We start from the raw sequence: 16369 nt of genomic DNA, 5'->3' as shown, positions 1-16369 counted from the left end.
ATAAATAGTTTGTGGTATAATTGAACACCGCAAGATTAAGATTATATACGGAGGACGAGATGAAAGAGATTCTTGGACAAATAAAAGAAGTCGTCATCGCTGGTTTTAAAGCAGCTGGTTACGATGAAAAATATGCAATGGTAACACTTTCAAACAGACCTGACCTTTGCCAGTTTCAGTGTAATGGTGCAATGGCAGCAGCTAAGGAGTACAAAAAAGCTCCTATCGCAATCGCTAACGAAGTAGTTGAAAAGTTAGCTGACAATGCAATGTTTTCTAAGTGCGAGGCATGTCCTCCAGGATTTATAAATATGAACCTTTCTGATGAGTTTATTGCTGCATTTGTTAGCGGCATGGCATCAGATACAGAGCGTTTTGGCGTTGATAAGGTAGCCACACCAAAGAAGGTTATGATTGATTACGGCGGACCAAACGTTGCTAAGCCACTTCACGTTGGTCACCTTCGTTCAGCAATCATCGGTGAGTCTATTAAGCGAACAGCTCGCTTCATGGGTGATGAAGTTTACGGTGACGTTCATCTTGGAGACTGGGGTCTTCAGATGGGACTTATCATCACAGAATTAAAGCTTCGTAAGCCAGAGCTTGTATACTTTGATGAAAGCTTTGAGGGAGAATACCCTACAGAAGCTCCTTTCACTATTTCAGAGCTTGAAGAGATTTATCCATGTGCATCTGGAAAGTCAAAGGAAGATCCAGCATACAAAGAAGCTGCTATGACAGCTACATACGAGCTTCAGCATGGCAGAAGAGGATATCAGGCACTTCTTTCTCATATTCTCAATGTTTCAGTTACAGACCTTAAGAGAAACTACGAAAAGCTTGATGTTACATTCGACCTTTGGAAGGGTGAAAGTGATGCACAACCATACATCCCAGATATGGTTCAGAAGATGAAAGACGATGGTTTTGCATACATTTCTGAGGGTGCATTAGTAGTAGATGTCAAAGAAGACACAGATACAAAAGAGGTTCCACCATGTATGATTCTTAAATCAGATGGTGCATCTCTTTACAATACAACAGACCTTGCAACAATGGTATGGCGTATGAAGGATTACAATCCAGATTCAATCATCTACGTAGTAGATAAGCGTCAGGAGCTTTACTTCACACAGGTATTCCGTTGTGCAAAGAAGACAGGCATCGTTCCAGCTGATAAAAACTTATATTTCGTAGGCTTTGGTACAATGAACGGCAAGGACGGTAAGCCATTCAAGACACGTCAGGGTGGCGTTATGAGACTTGAGTATCTCCTTCAGGAAGTAGAAGAGAAGATGCTTGAGAAGATCAAAGAGAATGGTACAATGGATGATGAACAGGCAGCAAAGACAGCATCAGTTGTAGCTCTTTCAGCTGTTAAATATGGTGACCTTTCAAACCAGGCTTCAAAGGATTACATCTTTGATATAGACAGATTCACATCTGCTGAGGGTAACACAGGCCCATATATCCTTTATACAATCGTTCGTTGCAAGTCTATTCTTGCTAAGGCTGGAGTAGACAATGTCGATGGCGATATCTTGCCAGCTCACTCAGAGTCAGAGAGAGGATTACAGCTTGAACTTACAAAGTTCATGGCAGCTCTCACATCTGCTTATGAGGACATGGCACCACACAAGATTTGTGCATACATCTATGATTTAGCTAATGCATTCAATAGATTCTATCACGATACAAAGATTTTAGCTGAGGAGGATGCCGCTGTTAAGGCTAGCTATCTCAAGCTTCTCATGCTTACAAGAGGAGTTCTTGAGAAGTCAATCGATCTTCTTGGCTTCAAAGCACCGGAGCGTATGTAATGTCTGATCAAACATTTTTACCAATTGATTTCGTTAATCGCATGGAGCAGGACTTAGGTCCTGACTTCCATGCGTTTTTACGTTCTTATGATGAGAACAAAATATCAGCCCTTAGATTCAATCCAATTAAGGCAGACGATGCAGCAAAAGCTGCCATCGGCAATATGTTGACAGGCTCAGTAGAGTGGAGCCCAAATGGATATTATTACGATGAGGACACAAGACCAGGTCTTCATCCTTATCATAGCGCTGGGGTATACTATATTCAGGATGCCTCGGCACAGCTTCCAGTAGAAATGCTTTCACCAAATCCAGGGGATTTTTGCCTTGATTTATGCGCTGCACCTGGCGGTAAATCTACTCAGATTGCAGGATATCTTAATGGTGAGGGAATTCTTGTTTCCAACGAGCCAATGAAGAATCGTGCAAAGATTCTTTCAGAAAATGTAGAACGTCTTGGTATCAAAAACTGTATTGTTACATCAGAATATCCAGATAAGCTTGCGGAGCGTTTCGTGGAATACTTTGACAAGATTATGGTGGATGCACCATGCTCTGGTGAAGGTATGTTCAGAAAAAATCATGATGCTTGTAGCGAATGGTCTCTAGAGTCTGTTGAAATGTGTGCAGCAAGACAGGCAGAGATTCTAGACAGAGCCTACGAGATGCTTATCCCAGGTGGAAGAATGTGCTATAGCACATGTACTTTTGCCAGATTAGAGGATGAAGAGGCTGTTGCAGCATTCATTTCAAGACATCCGGATATGAAGCTGATTAAAGAACAGCGTTTATGGCCACATCAGGTAAAGGGAGAGGGACATTACGCAGCTTTACTTGAAAAGGCAGATGCTGATAATCGATATGAAGAATGCAAAGATAATAGGGAAACCTATTCCTTAAAGAAAATAAATGATAAAATATTAAATGACTATTTAATATTCATTAAAGAGACTATGATAAATCCAAAGGAGTGGAGAGGCAATTTGTTGTTGCTTAATGATTTGCTTTATATGTTGCCAGAAAACTGTCCGGATTTTGATGGTCTTCATGTATTAAGAGGAGGCTTGTTCTTAGGCACATTAAAAAAGAACCGCTTTGAGCCAAGTCATGCTCTGGCTTTGGCACTTAAGCCATTTGAGGTGACTAACAGTCATAACTTATCATCAGATAGTGCTGAAATCGATGCATATCTTACAGGGCAATCTATCAGATGTGATGTGAAGGATGGATGGACTCTTATTACAGTTGATGGATATTCAATTGGGTGGGGAAAGGCTGTAAAAGGCCAAATTAAAAATCATTATCCGAAAGGACTTCGTAGGTATGATACATAAAATATACATGCATAAACAGGATATTTATGAGTATGTAATGTTTACAATAGCAGCTGCTGTAATGGTTATTGGAATTTACTTTTTTAAATTCCCAAATCATTTTTCCTTTGGTGGTGTCAGCGGTATTTCTATTGTGTTGGCTGCCCTTTTGCCACATACTCCAGGAAACATCAACCTGGTTATCAATATCTTTTTGTTAGTGCTTGGATTCTTCGTTTTCGGAAAAGAATTTGGAATCAAAACAACATACATCACCTTGCTTGTTTCTATAGGACCAAGCCTTCTTGAAAAGATTCATCCAATGGATGGCCCACTTACTGACGAGCCAGTATTGGAGCTTATGTTTGCAATTGCTTTGCCTGCCTTTGCATCTGCAGTTTTCTTTAATTTAGGTGCATCTTCTGGTGGAACAGATATAGTTGCAATGATTCTTAAAAAATATACAAGTATAAATATTGGAACGGCATTGTTCTTATCAGATGTATTTATCGTTATTTGTGCTTGCTTTGTATTTAATATTCAAACTGGTTTGTTTTCATGTGTAGGCTTATTGGCTAAGTCTTTAGTTGTTGATGAGACTATAGAAAATATTAATCTGGCAAAATATTTTACAATCATATGTTCAAATCCAGATCCAATTGTAAAATACATTACAGAGGAACTGGGAAAGGGCGCCACTATATACAAGGCGGAGGGCGCTTACGGTCATCAGGAAAAGACTATTATTCTTACTATCCTTAAAAGACAGCAGGCTGTAGATCTTAAGAACTATATCAGAAGAAATCATCCTGGTGCATTTATTGCAATTACAAACAGTAGCGAGATTATAGGTAAAGGCTTTAGAGGGTATAACTAATGAACACAACGTGGGGAATACTTGCGCATGTTGATGCAGGTAAGACAACATTATCGGAGGCGGTTCTTTACAACGCAGGAGCTTTGGCGTCCACCGGTCGAGTAGACAAGGGGGACGCCTTTTTAGATACTGATCAGCAGGAGAAGAATAGAGGGATAACTATCTTTTCGAAGCCTGCTGTTTTTGACGTGGAAGGGGGAAGTATTACACTTCTTGATACTCCAGGTCACGTGGATTTTGCAACTGAAACTGAGCGTGCTATTTGGGCTCTGGATTTTGCAATCCTTCTTGTAAGTGGCACCGATGGTGTTCAGGCCCACACAAAGACTCTTTTCGATTTGCTTTCTAAAAACAAAGTTCCAACTATTATTTTTATAAACAAGATGGATATGCCTTCTGTGGCGGCAGATTCTCTACTTCCTAATCTCAAAGAAAAGCTTAGTGGCAACTGCGTTCTTCTTTCAAATTATGAGGATATTGCTGCAGAAGATGAAGAGGCAATGGAGGAGTTTTTTGAAACAGGTAAGCTTTCCGATTATCGTATTTACGATATGATTATTTCAAGGAAAATCTTTCCTGTATTAACTGGATCAGCCCTTAAGGATTCAGGCGTGAAAGAGCTTCTCGACTTTATGAAAAAGTTAAGCAACTATTCAGGTGAGAGGAAAGAAAAGGAAACTGAGTTTGGTGCAAGAATTTATAAAATCGAAAGTCTGGCACGAGATTCAAGACTTACCTTTACAAAGATTACCACAGGTAGCTTAAAGGTAAAGGATACACTTCCAAATGGAGAGAAAGTAGATCAGATAAGACTTTATTCTGGAGCGAAATATACTCAAATAGATGAGGCAAAGGCCGGTGATGTTGTTGCGCTAATTGGTCCTAAAGCTACATTTGCCGGTGAAGGTATGGGAGTGGAGGATAACAGGCCAGAGCTAACTTTAAATCCTGTTCTAAAATATACTCTTAATTTTAAAGACGATACTGTACCTCGTCTTGCTTATCAAAAGCTTAGTGCATTTAATGATGAGGATCCATCTCTTAATGTTAGCTGGAATGATAAGCTTGAGGAAATAACCTTTAATTTGATGGGTGAGGTTCAAACTGAAATCATTCTTAACAGAATCGAAAACGAGCTTGGCATTAAAGCAGAGTTTGTAGAATCAGGTGTTTTATACAAAGAGACTATTGCAGATAAGGTTGAAGGCGTAGGACATTTCGAGCCACTTCGTCATTATGCAGAGGCTCATATTTTGATGGAGCCTGTAGAGCCAGGTAGTGGTATACAGGTGGACACTGATGTTTCTACTGATGATTTGGCTATTAATTGGCAAAGACTTATAACTACACATATTCTTGAAAAGGAGCACCTTGGAGTTGCTATTGGTGCACCTCTTACAGATATAAAGTTTACTGTTATTGGCGGAAGAGCCCATATCAAACATACTGAAGGTGGAGATTTCAGAGAGGCTACCTATCGAGCTATCAGACAAGGACTAATGGAGGTAGGGACAACAATCCTGGAGCCATATTTCAATTTCGAAATTTCCGTTCCTTCAGAACAAATCGGAAGAGTAATGACTGATGTGGAAAACATGAATGGTTCATTTGAAGTTCCGGAGGATAATGGAGACCTTAGCATTATCAGAGGATATGCTCCTGCAGCTGCAATCAGAAACTATCAGTCTGTTCTTGTGACATTTACAAAAGGACAAGGCCAAATTAACCTTACATTTGCTGGTTATTCAGAATGCAAAAATCCAGATGAGGTAATGGAAGCCTACGGATATGATCCAGAATCAGATATAGAAAACCCTGCTTCTTCTGTATTTTGTTCCCATGGTGCAGCGGAAGTTGTTCCATGGTACCAGGTTAAGGATAGATGCCATGTGCCTTGCAGACAGGATAAATCAAATACAGCCATGGATAATGATATTCCTATTAATTCTAAGCGCATGAATCACAACGAAGATGAATGGCTTGATCCAGATGAGATAGACAAAATCCTTCAGCTTGCTACACATAGTAATCAAGGCAAAAATCCTAAAAAGGGATGGCATTATGGGGACAGCAACCGACCAAGAAGAGTTGATTCTGACTATATATATAAAGCTCCAAAGGAGGTAAAGGCAAAGGATAAATATCTGCTTGTGGATGGATATAATCTTATCTACGCTTGGCCTGAATTAAAGGAAGTTCTGGAAATAAATCTGGATGGTGCTAGAGGAAAGCTACTAGATATTCTTAGCAATTATAAAGCCATGACAGACTACAATGTGATTGCAGTTTTTGATGCATATAGAGTGAAAGGCCATGAGGTCACAGCATCTGATTATTTAAATATACATCAGGTTTTCACAGCGGAGGCTCAGACGGCCGATGCATACATAGAGCGCTTTACCCATGAGCATGGTAAAAAATACGATATCACAGTTGTAACCTCTGATGGCTTAGAGCAGGTGATTATCAGAGGAGCTGGGGCAAGACTTCTGTCTTCTAGAGAGTTTATAGAAGAAGTGGAGAGAAAAGCCAAAGAACTTCGAGAAAACTACAACATAAAATAATAGTTTACAAGAGGAAAATAATGAATTTTTAACAATTAATTCATATTAATTATTTATAATCGATGTATTGATGAGGCATAAGTAACCATACTATCAGTTGGAGGGTGAAAAATGACTAGATATCATTTTAAGGATACAGAGAGAAAGGTACTTGAGAAACTTAATATTCCTCTTGTAATCTACCAGCTTATAGATAAAAGAGTTGTGACTATTCTTGTTACAGATGGAATGTGTAAGCTTATGGGAGATTCCCGAGATAATATTGCCAAGTTATTCGACGAAGATATGTATCGGGATACACATCCAGATGATAAGGCAAGGGTTGCAGATGCCGCATTGAAATTTGCTTTAGGCGGAGATAATTTCGATTGTGTTTACAGAACACTTTCACATATCACTAATGACTATGTAATTATACATTCTCATGGTGAACATTTCATTACAGAGGATGGGACTATGCTTTCCAGTACCATATATATGGTGGAAGGCATGGGCGAAGATTTTGAAAATCCCCTTACAGAAAAACTGGCTTCTAATTTCAGAGACATGATGTCAAAGGAAAGTCTGATAAGAGATAATTTTTATGATACTCTTACAGGCTTACCAAACATGTCATATTTTCTTGCTTTGGCAGATGCAGGTAAGCAGGCGATATATGATGAGGGTAAAACTCCTGGTATAGTTTTCTTTGACTTCACCGGTATGAAATACTTCAACGAAAAATTTGGCCTCAAGGAAGGGGACAACCTACTTATTGCATTTGGAGACATTTTAAGGAAATATTTTTCAAATGAAAATTGTGGAAGAATGGGTTCTGACCATTTTGCTGTGTTTACACAGATGGAAGAAATTGAAGCTACACTTCAGAACATTTTCAAAGATATGAAGCACGCAAATGATGGCAAAACCTTGCCGATTCATGTAGGTGTATACTCCATGGCATTTGAGGATGTTCCAGCCAGCAGTGCCTGCGATAGAGCAAAGATTGTTAGTGACAAGGAAAAGGGTGCTTACCTTTCCAAGTATGCCTTTTACGATGAGAATACACATGTTGTTGCCACTCACTATGAATATGTAATTAATACATTTGAAAAAGCAATCAGAGAAGGTTGGATTCAGCCTTACTATCAGCAGATTATGAGATCTGTAAATGGCAGAGTCTGTGATGAGGAAGCTTTGGCACGTTGGATTGATCCAGCAAGAGGAATTATTCCACCTAATCATTTTATTTATGTTCTGGAAGATGCAAAGCTTATTCATAAACTTGATTTATACATTTTGGAATGCGTATTAAGAGATTTGGAAGAAGTGGTTAAGAAGGGATTGCAGATTGTTCCTGTTTCTATCAATCTTTCGAAATACGATTTCGAATTATGCGATATTGTAGAGGAAATAAAAAAGCGAGTAGAGGCCTCAACAATTTCTTCTGAGATGATTACCATAGAAATTACAGAGAGCGTCTCTACATTGGATGAGGAATTCGTTTCTGAACAGATTAGAAGATTCCACGATGCAGGTTTTAAGGTTTGGATGGATGATTTCGGTAGCGGATATTCATCCTTAAATATTTTGCAAAAATTTGATTTTGATTTAATCAAGCTAGATATGCGTTTTATGCGTGAGTTTGGTATGTCCAAGAAAAATCATGTCATAGTAAAAGAGCTTATACAAATGATTACAAAGCTGGGAATTGATACAATTGTAGAAGGTGTCGAGACAATAGAGCAGGTTAAATTTTTGCGAGAAGTTGGGTGTAGCAAAATGCAGGGATTTTACTTTGCAAAGCCTATCCCACTTGATGAATGGTATACAATTTATGGTGCCAAAGTTGGTAATATTATAGAGGCTTTAGAAGAAAGCGAATATTATGCAACCGTTGGCAAAATCAATATTATAGAACCAATCGTAAATAATGATTATAATTGGGATGCTAATGAATTCTTTGGACAGATTCCTACTGGTGTTTTAGAAATTCGGGATGATAGCTCATACATTCTTAGATACAATCGTAACTTCGCAAGGTTCCTTATGAAGATGGGATATCTGGATGAAGTAGATTTGGGAAATGCCATGATTCAACAGAAAAAGGAGCCTATAAAGGAATTCATGGAAGCAGTGGATAAATGTAATGATATCGACAAGTGGGTTCACGTAGAGAATTTGCAGGAACAGGATTATTACACTAGCTTCTTTATTAGGAAAATAGCTGTTAACCCAATTCATGGATATAAGGCCTACGAAGTGGCTATTTTATCAATTGCAGAGGATTGATATTGGTTTGACACTCCATTATAAATGTGGTATTTTCTTTAAGAAATTTATATCGTTCATAGGATTTAGGTGCCCATAGTATTTATGTATGTATGGGTGAAAAGGGAATCTGGTGAGAATCCAGAGCGAAGCCGTCACTGTGTTAGGGAGCTCGCTTTCATATCACTGAGTATTCTTGGGAAGAGAAAGCGTGCGATGATCGAAGTCAGGAGACCTGCCTATTTCTTGTAATTATGATTTGCGGGACTCAAATCATTATTCGCATGAATCTTGGAGGCTAATTGCCTCATGTTTTTGTGTTTTGAATGATTAGAGACTGCCTTTGGCGGTCTTTTTCTTTTCGTGAGTTCTTTTGCAAATTTTTAATTTGAACGATTTTATAGGAGGAAATCATGAAAAAGAGAAGTTTACAGGTTTTAGCACTTTTCATGTCAGCAGCATTTGTATTTGCTGCTTGCGGTAAGACTGCAGATGTGGCTGAGACTACAGAGGAAAGTGTAGAGACAGAGGAGATTGATGATCAGGTGGCAGCAGATAATGTAGCAGCACTTATTGATGCAATTTATGTTCAGGAAAGAACAGATGAGACAGATGCTCAGTGTACAGCTGCAAAGGAAGCATGGGACGCTCTTACTGATGCTCAGAAGGAGCTTGTAGAAGGTGAATATGCAGATCCAGATTATTTTGGAAGAGATACAGGTGATGCTTCTAAGGATGATTCTTTAAACCAGGATGATATTGGTGAGAATGAAATCCTTGTTGTTAGTTTTGGTACTTCATTTAATGATAGTCGTGTTGCTGATATTGGCGGAGTTGAAAAGGCAATTGCGGCAGCATATCCTGATTGGTCAGTAAGACGTGCATTTACAGCACAGATTATTATCAATCACATTCAGGCTCGTGATAATGAAAAGATTGATAATGTGGAGCAGGCTCTTGATAGAGCAGTTGCAAATGGTGTTAAGAACCTTGTTGTTCAACCAACACATTTGATGCACGGCGCTGAGTATGATGAATTAACAGCAGCAGTTGAAGAATATGCTGATAAGTTTGAATCTGTAAAGATTGCTGAGCCACTTCTTGGTGAAGTAGGAGCAGATGCTACAGAAGTAAATGCAGATAAGGAAACAGTTGCAAAGGCTATTACAGCTGAGGCAGTTGCTGATGGTGGTTTCGAAAGCAGAGAAGCAGCAGCTGAAGATGGTGTTGCATTTGTATTCATGGGACACGGTACAAGCCACACTGCAAAGGTTACATACAGCCAGATGCAGACACAGATGGATGAGCTTGGTTATGATAACGTATTTATCGGTACTGTAGAGGGTGAGCCAGAAGAGACCTCTTGCGAGAACATCATCGCTGCAGTTAAGGAAGCTGGTTATACAAAGGTTGTTCTTCGTCCACTTATGGTTGTTGCAGGTGACCATGCAAACAACGATATGGCTGGTGATGATGAGGATTCATGGAAGTCAATGTTTGAGGCAGATGGTTCATTTGAATCTGTAGAGTGCCAGATTGCAGGCCTTGGTGAAATTGCAGATGTTCAGGCTATCTACGTTCAGCACACATCTGATGCAACAGGCGTAGAGCCAGTAGAGTCTGCACATACAGACGAGCTTAAGGAAGGCGAGACATATCTTGCTGACTTTACAACAGACAGCAGCATGTTTCATGTAAATGAAGCTGAAAACGGCAAGGGCGAGCTTACAGTTAAGAATGGTAAGATGTCTATTCACGTATCATTAGTTTCAAAGAAGATTGTTAACCTTTATCTTGGTACAGCTGCAGATGCAGAGAAAGACGAAGCAAATTGGCTTCAGCCAACAGAGGATGAGGTAACATACTCAGATGGAACAACAGAAACTGTATATGGCTTTGACATTCCTGTTGAAGCATTAGATAAGGAATTTGATTTAGCATTATTAGGAGAAAGTGGAAGCTGGTATGACCATAAGGTTTCAGTTTCAAATCCTGAATTAGCAGAATAATAATTTATGAAAAAGAAATTCATTTTTGCTGCAGCGCTGGCTATTAATTTAACAGCCTGCAGCTTTTTTAATAGTAACGAAATAGAAAATACAACAGATGAGATTACAGATGGTGAGTATAGCTGTAATGTTACTCTTACAGGTGGTAGCGGAAAGGCTACAGTAGAATCGCCAGCCACAGTTGTGGTGGAGGGAGAGGAAAAGACTGTTAAGCTTGTATGGTCAAGCTCTCACTATGATTACATGGTGGTTGATGATGTTAAATACGATAATGAGGCAGCGGTAGATGAGAACTCCGTATTTACGATACCATTTTCGGAGTTTGATGAGCCTTTTATTGTAATTGGTGACACTACTGCTATGAGCACTCCTCATGAGATAGAGTATGAGCTGACGGTGTATGCTCCTGGCGAAAATGGGAACGACGAAGCCAAAGAATCTACAGATACAAAAGCAGATTCAGATGATACTTATAGTTTGGGCAACCTAAAATATAAAGAATCATTGGATCTTGATTACGCCAAGGATTTTACAGTTGATTATTATATCGATGATAACAATGGAGAGTATGCATTCATAACAATTACAGGGGCAAGTGTTAATCAGTACTTCCTAAGACCATTACAGAATTCTGAAGCTGAGATTACAGGATTATCGGATAACATTCAGGTTCTTTCTGATATTGATAAAACATATCTTGTTTCCACATCAGTAATGGATTTGATAGTTAATACAGATAGCCTCAATAGCATTAAGTTTTCTGGCACTGATTCAAAGGATTGGTACATAGAAGAAGCTGCGTCTGCTATTAAAGCAGGGGATATTTTATATGCAGGAAAGTATTCTGCTCCTGATTATGAGCTGCTTGTATCAGATGGATGCAATTTTGCTATAGAAAACACCATGATATACCACAATCCGGAAGTGAAGGAAAAGCTTGAAAGCCTTGGAATACCAGTTATGGTTGAGACTTCAAGCTATGAGACATCACCATTGGGAAGACTTGAGTGGATTAAGCTTTATGGCGTGCTGTATGGCAAGCTTGATGCTGCGACGGAAGTATTCGATGCCCAGGTTGCCCGTACAAAAGCTGTTATGGATATGGAAGAGACTGGACTTACAGTTGCATTCTTTTCTGTAAATTCCAATGGCCAGATTACAGTTAGAAAAAATGGTGACTATATTTCTTCTATGATAGATATGGCAGGGGCTACTTATGTACCGGAGAATCTTTCTAATTCAGAAGACGCCTTATCTACAATGAAGATTTCAATGGAAGATTTTTATATTGGAGCAGTAGACGCTGATGTTCTTATTTATAACAGCACTATTGAAGGAGAGCTTGAAAGTGTGGAGGATTTAGTTTCATCTGCACCATCCTTGGCAGATTTTAAAGCTGTGAAGAATAAAAATGTTTATTGTTTAAGCGAAGGCTATTTCCAAAAGACCACAAGTGTGGCAGAATTTATAGAGGAACTGCATTTAATACTTACAGATTCCTACAAATCGGGAGAATGTTTTTACAAACTGAAGGAGTAGCTATGAACTCAGAGAAAAAGAGATTTACATGCCTTTTTATTTCAATGGCATTACTATTATTAATTTGCTTTATTTTTAGTCTTGGAGTTGGCAGTGCGGATATTACCGTAAGTGAGATTATCAAATCTATGATTTCTCCAGGAGATGTTCAGTTTGGAAAAATTATCATATCAATAAGACTTCCTAGAATTATTGCTGCAGTAATTCTAGGAGGCGCTCTTTCAGTATCTGGATATTTGCTTCAAATTTTCTTTGGAAATCCTATTGCTGGTCCATACGTACTTGGAATTTCATCAGGTGCCAAGCTGTTCGTTGCAATTTGCATGGTTGTCTTGGTAGGGCAGGGTGTTTACATAAGCTCATTTATCATGGTTGTAGCAGCATTCATAGGTTCACTAATTGCTATGGGAATAGTAATGATGTTGGCCGGTAAGGTTAGAAATATGTCTTTGTTAGTGGTATGTGGAGTAATGATTGGATATATTTGCTCAGCAGTCACAGAGTTTATTATTACATTTGCAAATGATTCAAATATTGTAAATCTTCATAATTGGTCATTAGGAAGCTTTTCAGGTATAAGCTGGGAGCATGTAATTATTTCAGTAATTATAGTTACAGTAGCTCTTGTGCTTTCATTTGTAATGTCAAAGCCAATTGGGGCGTACCAGCTTGGTGAAGCCTATGCTAGAAATATGGGAGTTAACATCAAACACCTTAGAGTGATATTGATTCTACTTTCCAGCATTTTATCTGCAACTGTAACTGCATTTGCCGGACCAATTTCATTTGTTGGTATAGCAGTGCCTCATATAATGAGAGGAGCAATGAAGACAGCAAAGCCTATAATTATGATTCCTGCATGTTTCTTTGGAGGGGCCATAATTACTTTACTTTGCGATTGTATAGCTCGTACCGCATTTGCACCTACGGAAGTAAGTATTAGTGCAGTGACAGCTGTATTTCTTGCTCCAGTAGTTATTTATATGTTGGTTGCTAGGAGGGCTCTAAGCCGTGGATAAAAAACTTAGTACTATAGCCCTTGAAGTGGGATATAAAAAAGGACAGCCTGTTGTAAAGCAGGTTTCTTTTGATGTAAAGGCTGGGGAGATTATTGCGGTAGTTGGAGCAAACGGAGCAGGCAAATCAACAATACTAAAAACAATCACAAGACAGCTTAATAAGCTTGATGGTAATATTCGCATTTGCGATATAGATGATTCTGAGATTAACGAGGAAGCTATGGCGAAAAAGGTTTCCATGGTTACTACAGAGCGAATTCATCCAGAGCTTATGACCTGCTATGATGTGGTGGCCACAGGTCGCTATCCATATACAGGCAGACTGGGAATTCTCAGTGATGAAGATAGAGAAGCTATCGCATATGCCATAGACTTAGTTGGTGCCGACACCATAGTAAATGAAGATTTTTCCAAAGTCAGTGATGGCCAACGACAGCGAGTAATGCTTGCTAGAGCCATATGTCAGGATACGGACATTATGATTTTAGACGAGCCTACATCCTTTTTGGATATTCAGTTTAAGCTGGATATTCTATCTATTATTAGAAGGCTAGCCAAGGAGCAGAACAAAGCAGTGGTAATGTCCATCCATGAGCTGGAATTTGTTCCTGCAGTGGCAGATACAGTAATTGGTATATACGATAATAGTGTTTATAAAATAGGTTCGCCGAAGGAAATTCTCACAGGAGAAAACCTTGAAGTTATGTATCACATGGCAGCAGGCGAGGGAAAGATTATGGCAGAAGGCTTGTGGCAGTATGCCAATGCTCTTGAGAGGTTGATATGTCAAAAGTAATAATGGTCCAGGGGACTATGTCAAATGTAGGTAAAAGCTTGCTTGTAGGAGGACTATGTAGAGTCTTTGCACAGGATGGATTAAAGGTAGCGCCTTTTAAATCCCAGAACATGGCTCTCAACTCTTTTGTTACGGCTGATGGGCTGGAGCTTGGCAGAGCTCAGGCTATGCAGGCAGAATGCGCTGGGGTTGCTCCTAGTGTATATATGAATCCTATACTACTAAAGCCAACAAATGATGTAGGCTCTCAGGTCATTGTAAATGGTGAGGTAGTTGGCAATATGAGTGCCAGAGACTACTTTGCATATAAGAAGCAACTCGTGCCAGATATTATGACTGCCTACAACAAGCTTCAAGAGTGGGCCGATGTTATTGTAATAGAAGGGGCAGGTAGCCCAGCAGAAATCAATTTGAAATCAGATGATATTGTGAATATGGGCATGGCAAAGCTTGTGGATGCACCAGTTATACTTGTTGGAGATATAGATAGAGGCGGTGTATTTGCGCAGCTCCTTGGCACACTAGAGCTTTTGGAAGAGGATGAAAGAGCCAGAGTAAAGGGCCTTGTAATAAATAAGTTTAGAGGGGACAAGAGCTTACTAGATTCAGGAATCACTATGATAGAGGATATGGGAAAGGTGCCGGTAGTAGGTACAGTTCCATATGTTCATCTTATGATAGATGATGAGGATAGTCTTAGCGAGAGGCTAGATAATAAATGGGATAGTAGCTCAGAGTCATTAATTGATATAGCTGTTATTCGTCTTCCTAGAATATCCAATTTCACAGATGTGGCTCCATTTGAAAGCATTAATGGTGTAAAGATTAGGTTTGTGAATAATCCTAGGGAGATAGAAGGAGCAGATTTGGTAATTATCCCTGGCAGCAAGAATACCATTTCTGATATGAAGTGGATGAGAGAATCGGGAATGGAAGCTGCAATTAATCGTTTCTCTGTAAATGGTCCGGTTGTTGGAATATGCGGTGGCTTCCAAATGATGGGAAATACCATATTGGATCCAGAGGGCGTGGAGAATGAATCAGAGGATGGACTTGCATTATCTTCAATCAGAGGCTTAGGCTTGCTTCCTCTAATGACCACATTACAGTCATCTAAGCATCGCTCTCAGACAGAAGATTGCTTTGATGACCTTACAGGCATCTATGAATCATTATCAGGTGAAGAGTTCGTAGGCTATGAGATTCACAATGGTATAACAAACATAGATTATGATTCTATAGAAGATACATTTCCTAAGACTGAGTCTCCTGATTTGGTGGAACGAGATGATGAAGGAAATATCATCCTTGTACAGAACGGAAATATACTTGGAACTTACGTACATGGTATCTTCGATAATGGAGATTTGGCATATAGGCTGGTAGAGGCCATTGCGTCTGGAAAGGGAGTTATACTTCAGGCACAAGATTATGATTTTAATGCAATAAAGGAAGCCGAGTATGACAAGCTTGCAGATGTTGTAAGAAATAATCTAGATATGGATTTTATATATAGTCTAATTAAGTAAAGCAGGTAAATATATGGAAATCGAATACGTTTTACCAACGGAAATAGAAAAGCGTAGTTTTGAAATAATCGGTAAAGAATTACAGGATATGGGTATCACCCTAGATAGGGAACAGGAACCAATCACCAAAAGAGTGATACATACAAGTGCAGACTTTGATTATGCAAATACAATGCGCTACTCAGATGGTGCAATAGAAAAAGCAAAAGAGCTAATACGAAATGGTGCTCATATAGTTACAGATACTAATATGGCCTTATCTGGCATTAATAAAAAGCGTTTAGCAGAATATGGAGGCCAGGTCCATTGCTTTATGGCAGATGAGGATGTTGCAAGGGAGGCCAAGGAACGTCAGGTTACCCGAGCCACTGTATCTATGGAACGAGCTGCCGGTTTAAATGTACCGGTAATATTTGCTATAGGTAATGCACCAACGGCGCTAATATCCTTGTATGAGCAAATGACTGAAGGTAAATTCACTCCTGAGTTTGTAATAGGAGTGCCAGTAGGCTTCGTTAATGTGATTGCAGCCAAAGAACTATTCTTAAATTCAGATGTGCCATACATTATTAACGAAGGCAGAAAGGGTGGTAGTAACATAGCGGCGGCTATCGTAAATGCCATACTGTATAATATAGATAAATAATAAATTG

11 protein-coding genes and 1 riboswitch are annotated in these 16369 nt (G+C 39.2%); all 11 genes read left to right on the top strand.

Features of this window, described 5'->3' with window-relative positions; genetic code table 11:
* Positions 1–59: 59 nt before the first annotated feature.
* The gene (gene argS / locus BO15_RS0111125; RefSeq protein WP_033154375.1) at positions 60–1820 is read left to right on the top strand and encodes an arginine--tRNA ligase; all 1761 of its coding nucleotides are present in this window, start codon (positions 60–62) and stop codon (positions 1818–1820) included.
* A complete protein-coding gene (locus BO15_RS0111120; protein WP_033154374.1) occupies positions 1820–3154 on the top strand; it encodes an RsmF rRNA methyltransferase first C-terminal domain-containing protein in 1335 nt (444 codons plus the stop codon). Before argS ends, BO15_RS0111120 begins: the two co-directional genes overlap by 1 nt.
* Complete coding sequence (locus BO15_RS0111115) at positions 3144–4010, top strand: YitT family protein (protein ID WP_033154373.1); 867 nt, start codon at positions 3144–3146, stop codon at positions 4008–4010. The genes BO15_RS0111120 and BO15_RS0111115 overlap by 11 nt, the downstream gene beginning before the upstream one ends.
* The gene (locus tag BO15_RS0111110; RefSeq protein ID WP_081828651.1) at positions 4010–6574 is read left to right on the top strand and encodes a translation factor GTPase family protein; all 2565 of its coding nucleotides are present in this window, start codon (positions 4010–4012) and stop codon (positions 6572–6574) included. Before BO15_RS0111115 ends, BO15_RS0111110 begins: the two co-directional genes overlap by 1 nt.
* Positions 6575–6685: 111 nt before the next feature.
* Positions 6686–8845, top strand: coding sequence for a GGDEF domain-containing phosphodiesterase (locus BO15_RS0111105; protein ID WP_052169903.1), 2160 nt, complete (start codon positions 6686–6688; stop codon positions 8843–8845).
* Positions 8846–8895: 50 nt separating this feature from the next.
* Positions 8896–9082, top strand: a riboswitch (cobalamin riboswitch).
* 155 nt (positions 9083–9237) lie between these two features.
* Positions 9238–10833, top strand: coding sequence for a sirohydrochlorin cobaltochelatase (locus BO15_RS0111100; protein ID WP_052169902.1), 1596 nt, complete (start codon positions 9238–9240; stop codon positions 10831–10833).
* Positions 10834–10839: 6 nt separating this feature from the next.
* A complete protein-coding gene (locus tag BO15_RS0111095; RefSeq protein ID WP_081828650.1) occupies positions 10840–12372 on the top strand; it encodes an ABC transporter substrate-binding protein in 1533 nt (510 codons plus the stop codon).
* A 2-nt stretch (positions 12373–12374) separates the two neighbouring features.
* Positions 12375–13391, top strand: coding sequence for a FecCD family ABC transporter permease (locus tag BO15_RS0111090; RefSeq protein ID WP_033154371.1), 1017 nt, complete (start codon positions 12375–12377; stop codon positions 13389–13391).
* On the top strand, positions 13384–14187 hold the full coding sequence (locus BO15_RS0111085; RefSeq protein WP_052169901.1) for an ABC transporter ATP-binding protein: 804 nt from the start codon (positions 13384–13386) through the stop codon (positions 14185–14187). The genes BO15_RS0111090 and BO15_RS0111085 overlap by 8 nt, the downstream gene beginning before the upstream one ends.
* On the top strand, positions 14175–15716 hold the full coding sequence (locus BO15_RS0111080; RefSeq protein WP_033154370.1) for a cobyric acid synthase: 1542 nt from the start codon (positions 14175–14177) through the stop codon (positions 15714–15716). Before BO15_RS0111085 ends, BO15_RS0111080 begins: the two co-directional genes overlap by 13 nt.
* A 13-nt stretch (positions 15717–15729) precedes the next feature.
* Positions 15730–16362, top strand: a complete 633-nt coding sequence (locus tag BO15_RS0111075; protein ID WP_033154369.1) for a precorrin-8X methylmutase — start codon at positions 15730–15732, stop codon at positions 16360–16362.
* Positions 16363–16369: the final 7 nt, after the last annotated feature.

Source organism: Pseudobutyrivibrio ruminis HUN009, from assembly GCF_000703005.1.
Taxonomy (GTDB): Bacteria; Bacillota; Clostridia; order Lachnospirales; family Lachnospiraceae; genus Pseudobutyrivibrio; species Pseudobutyrivibrio ruminis_A.
This window is presented reverse-complemented; position numbering and strand designations above follow the sequence as displayed.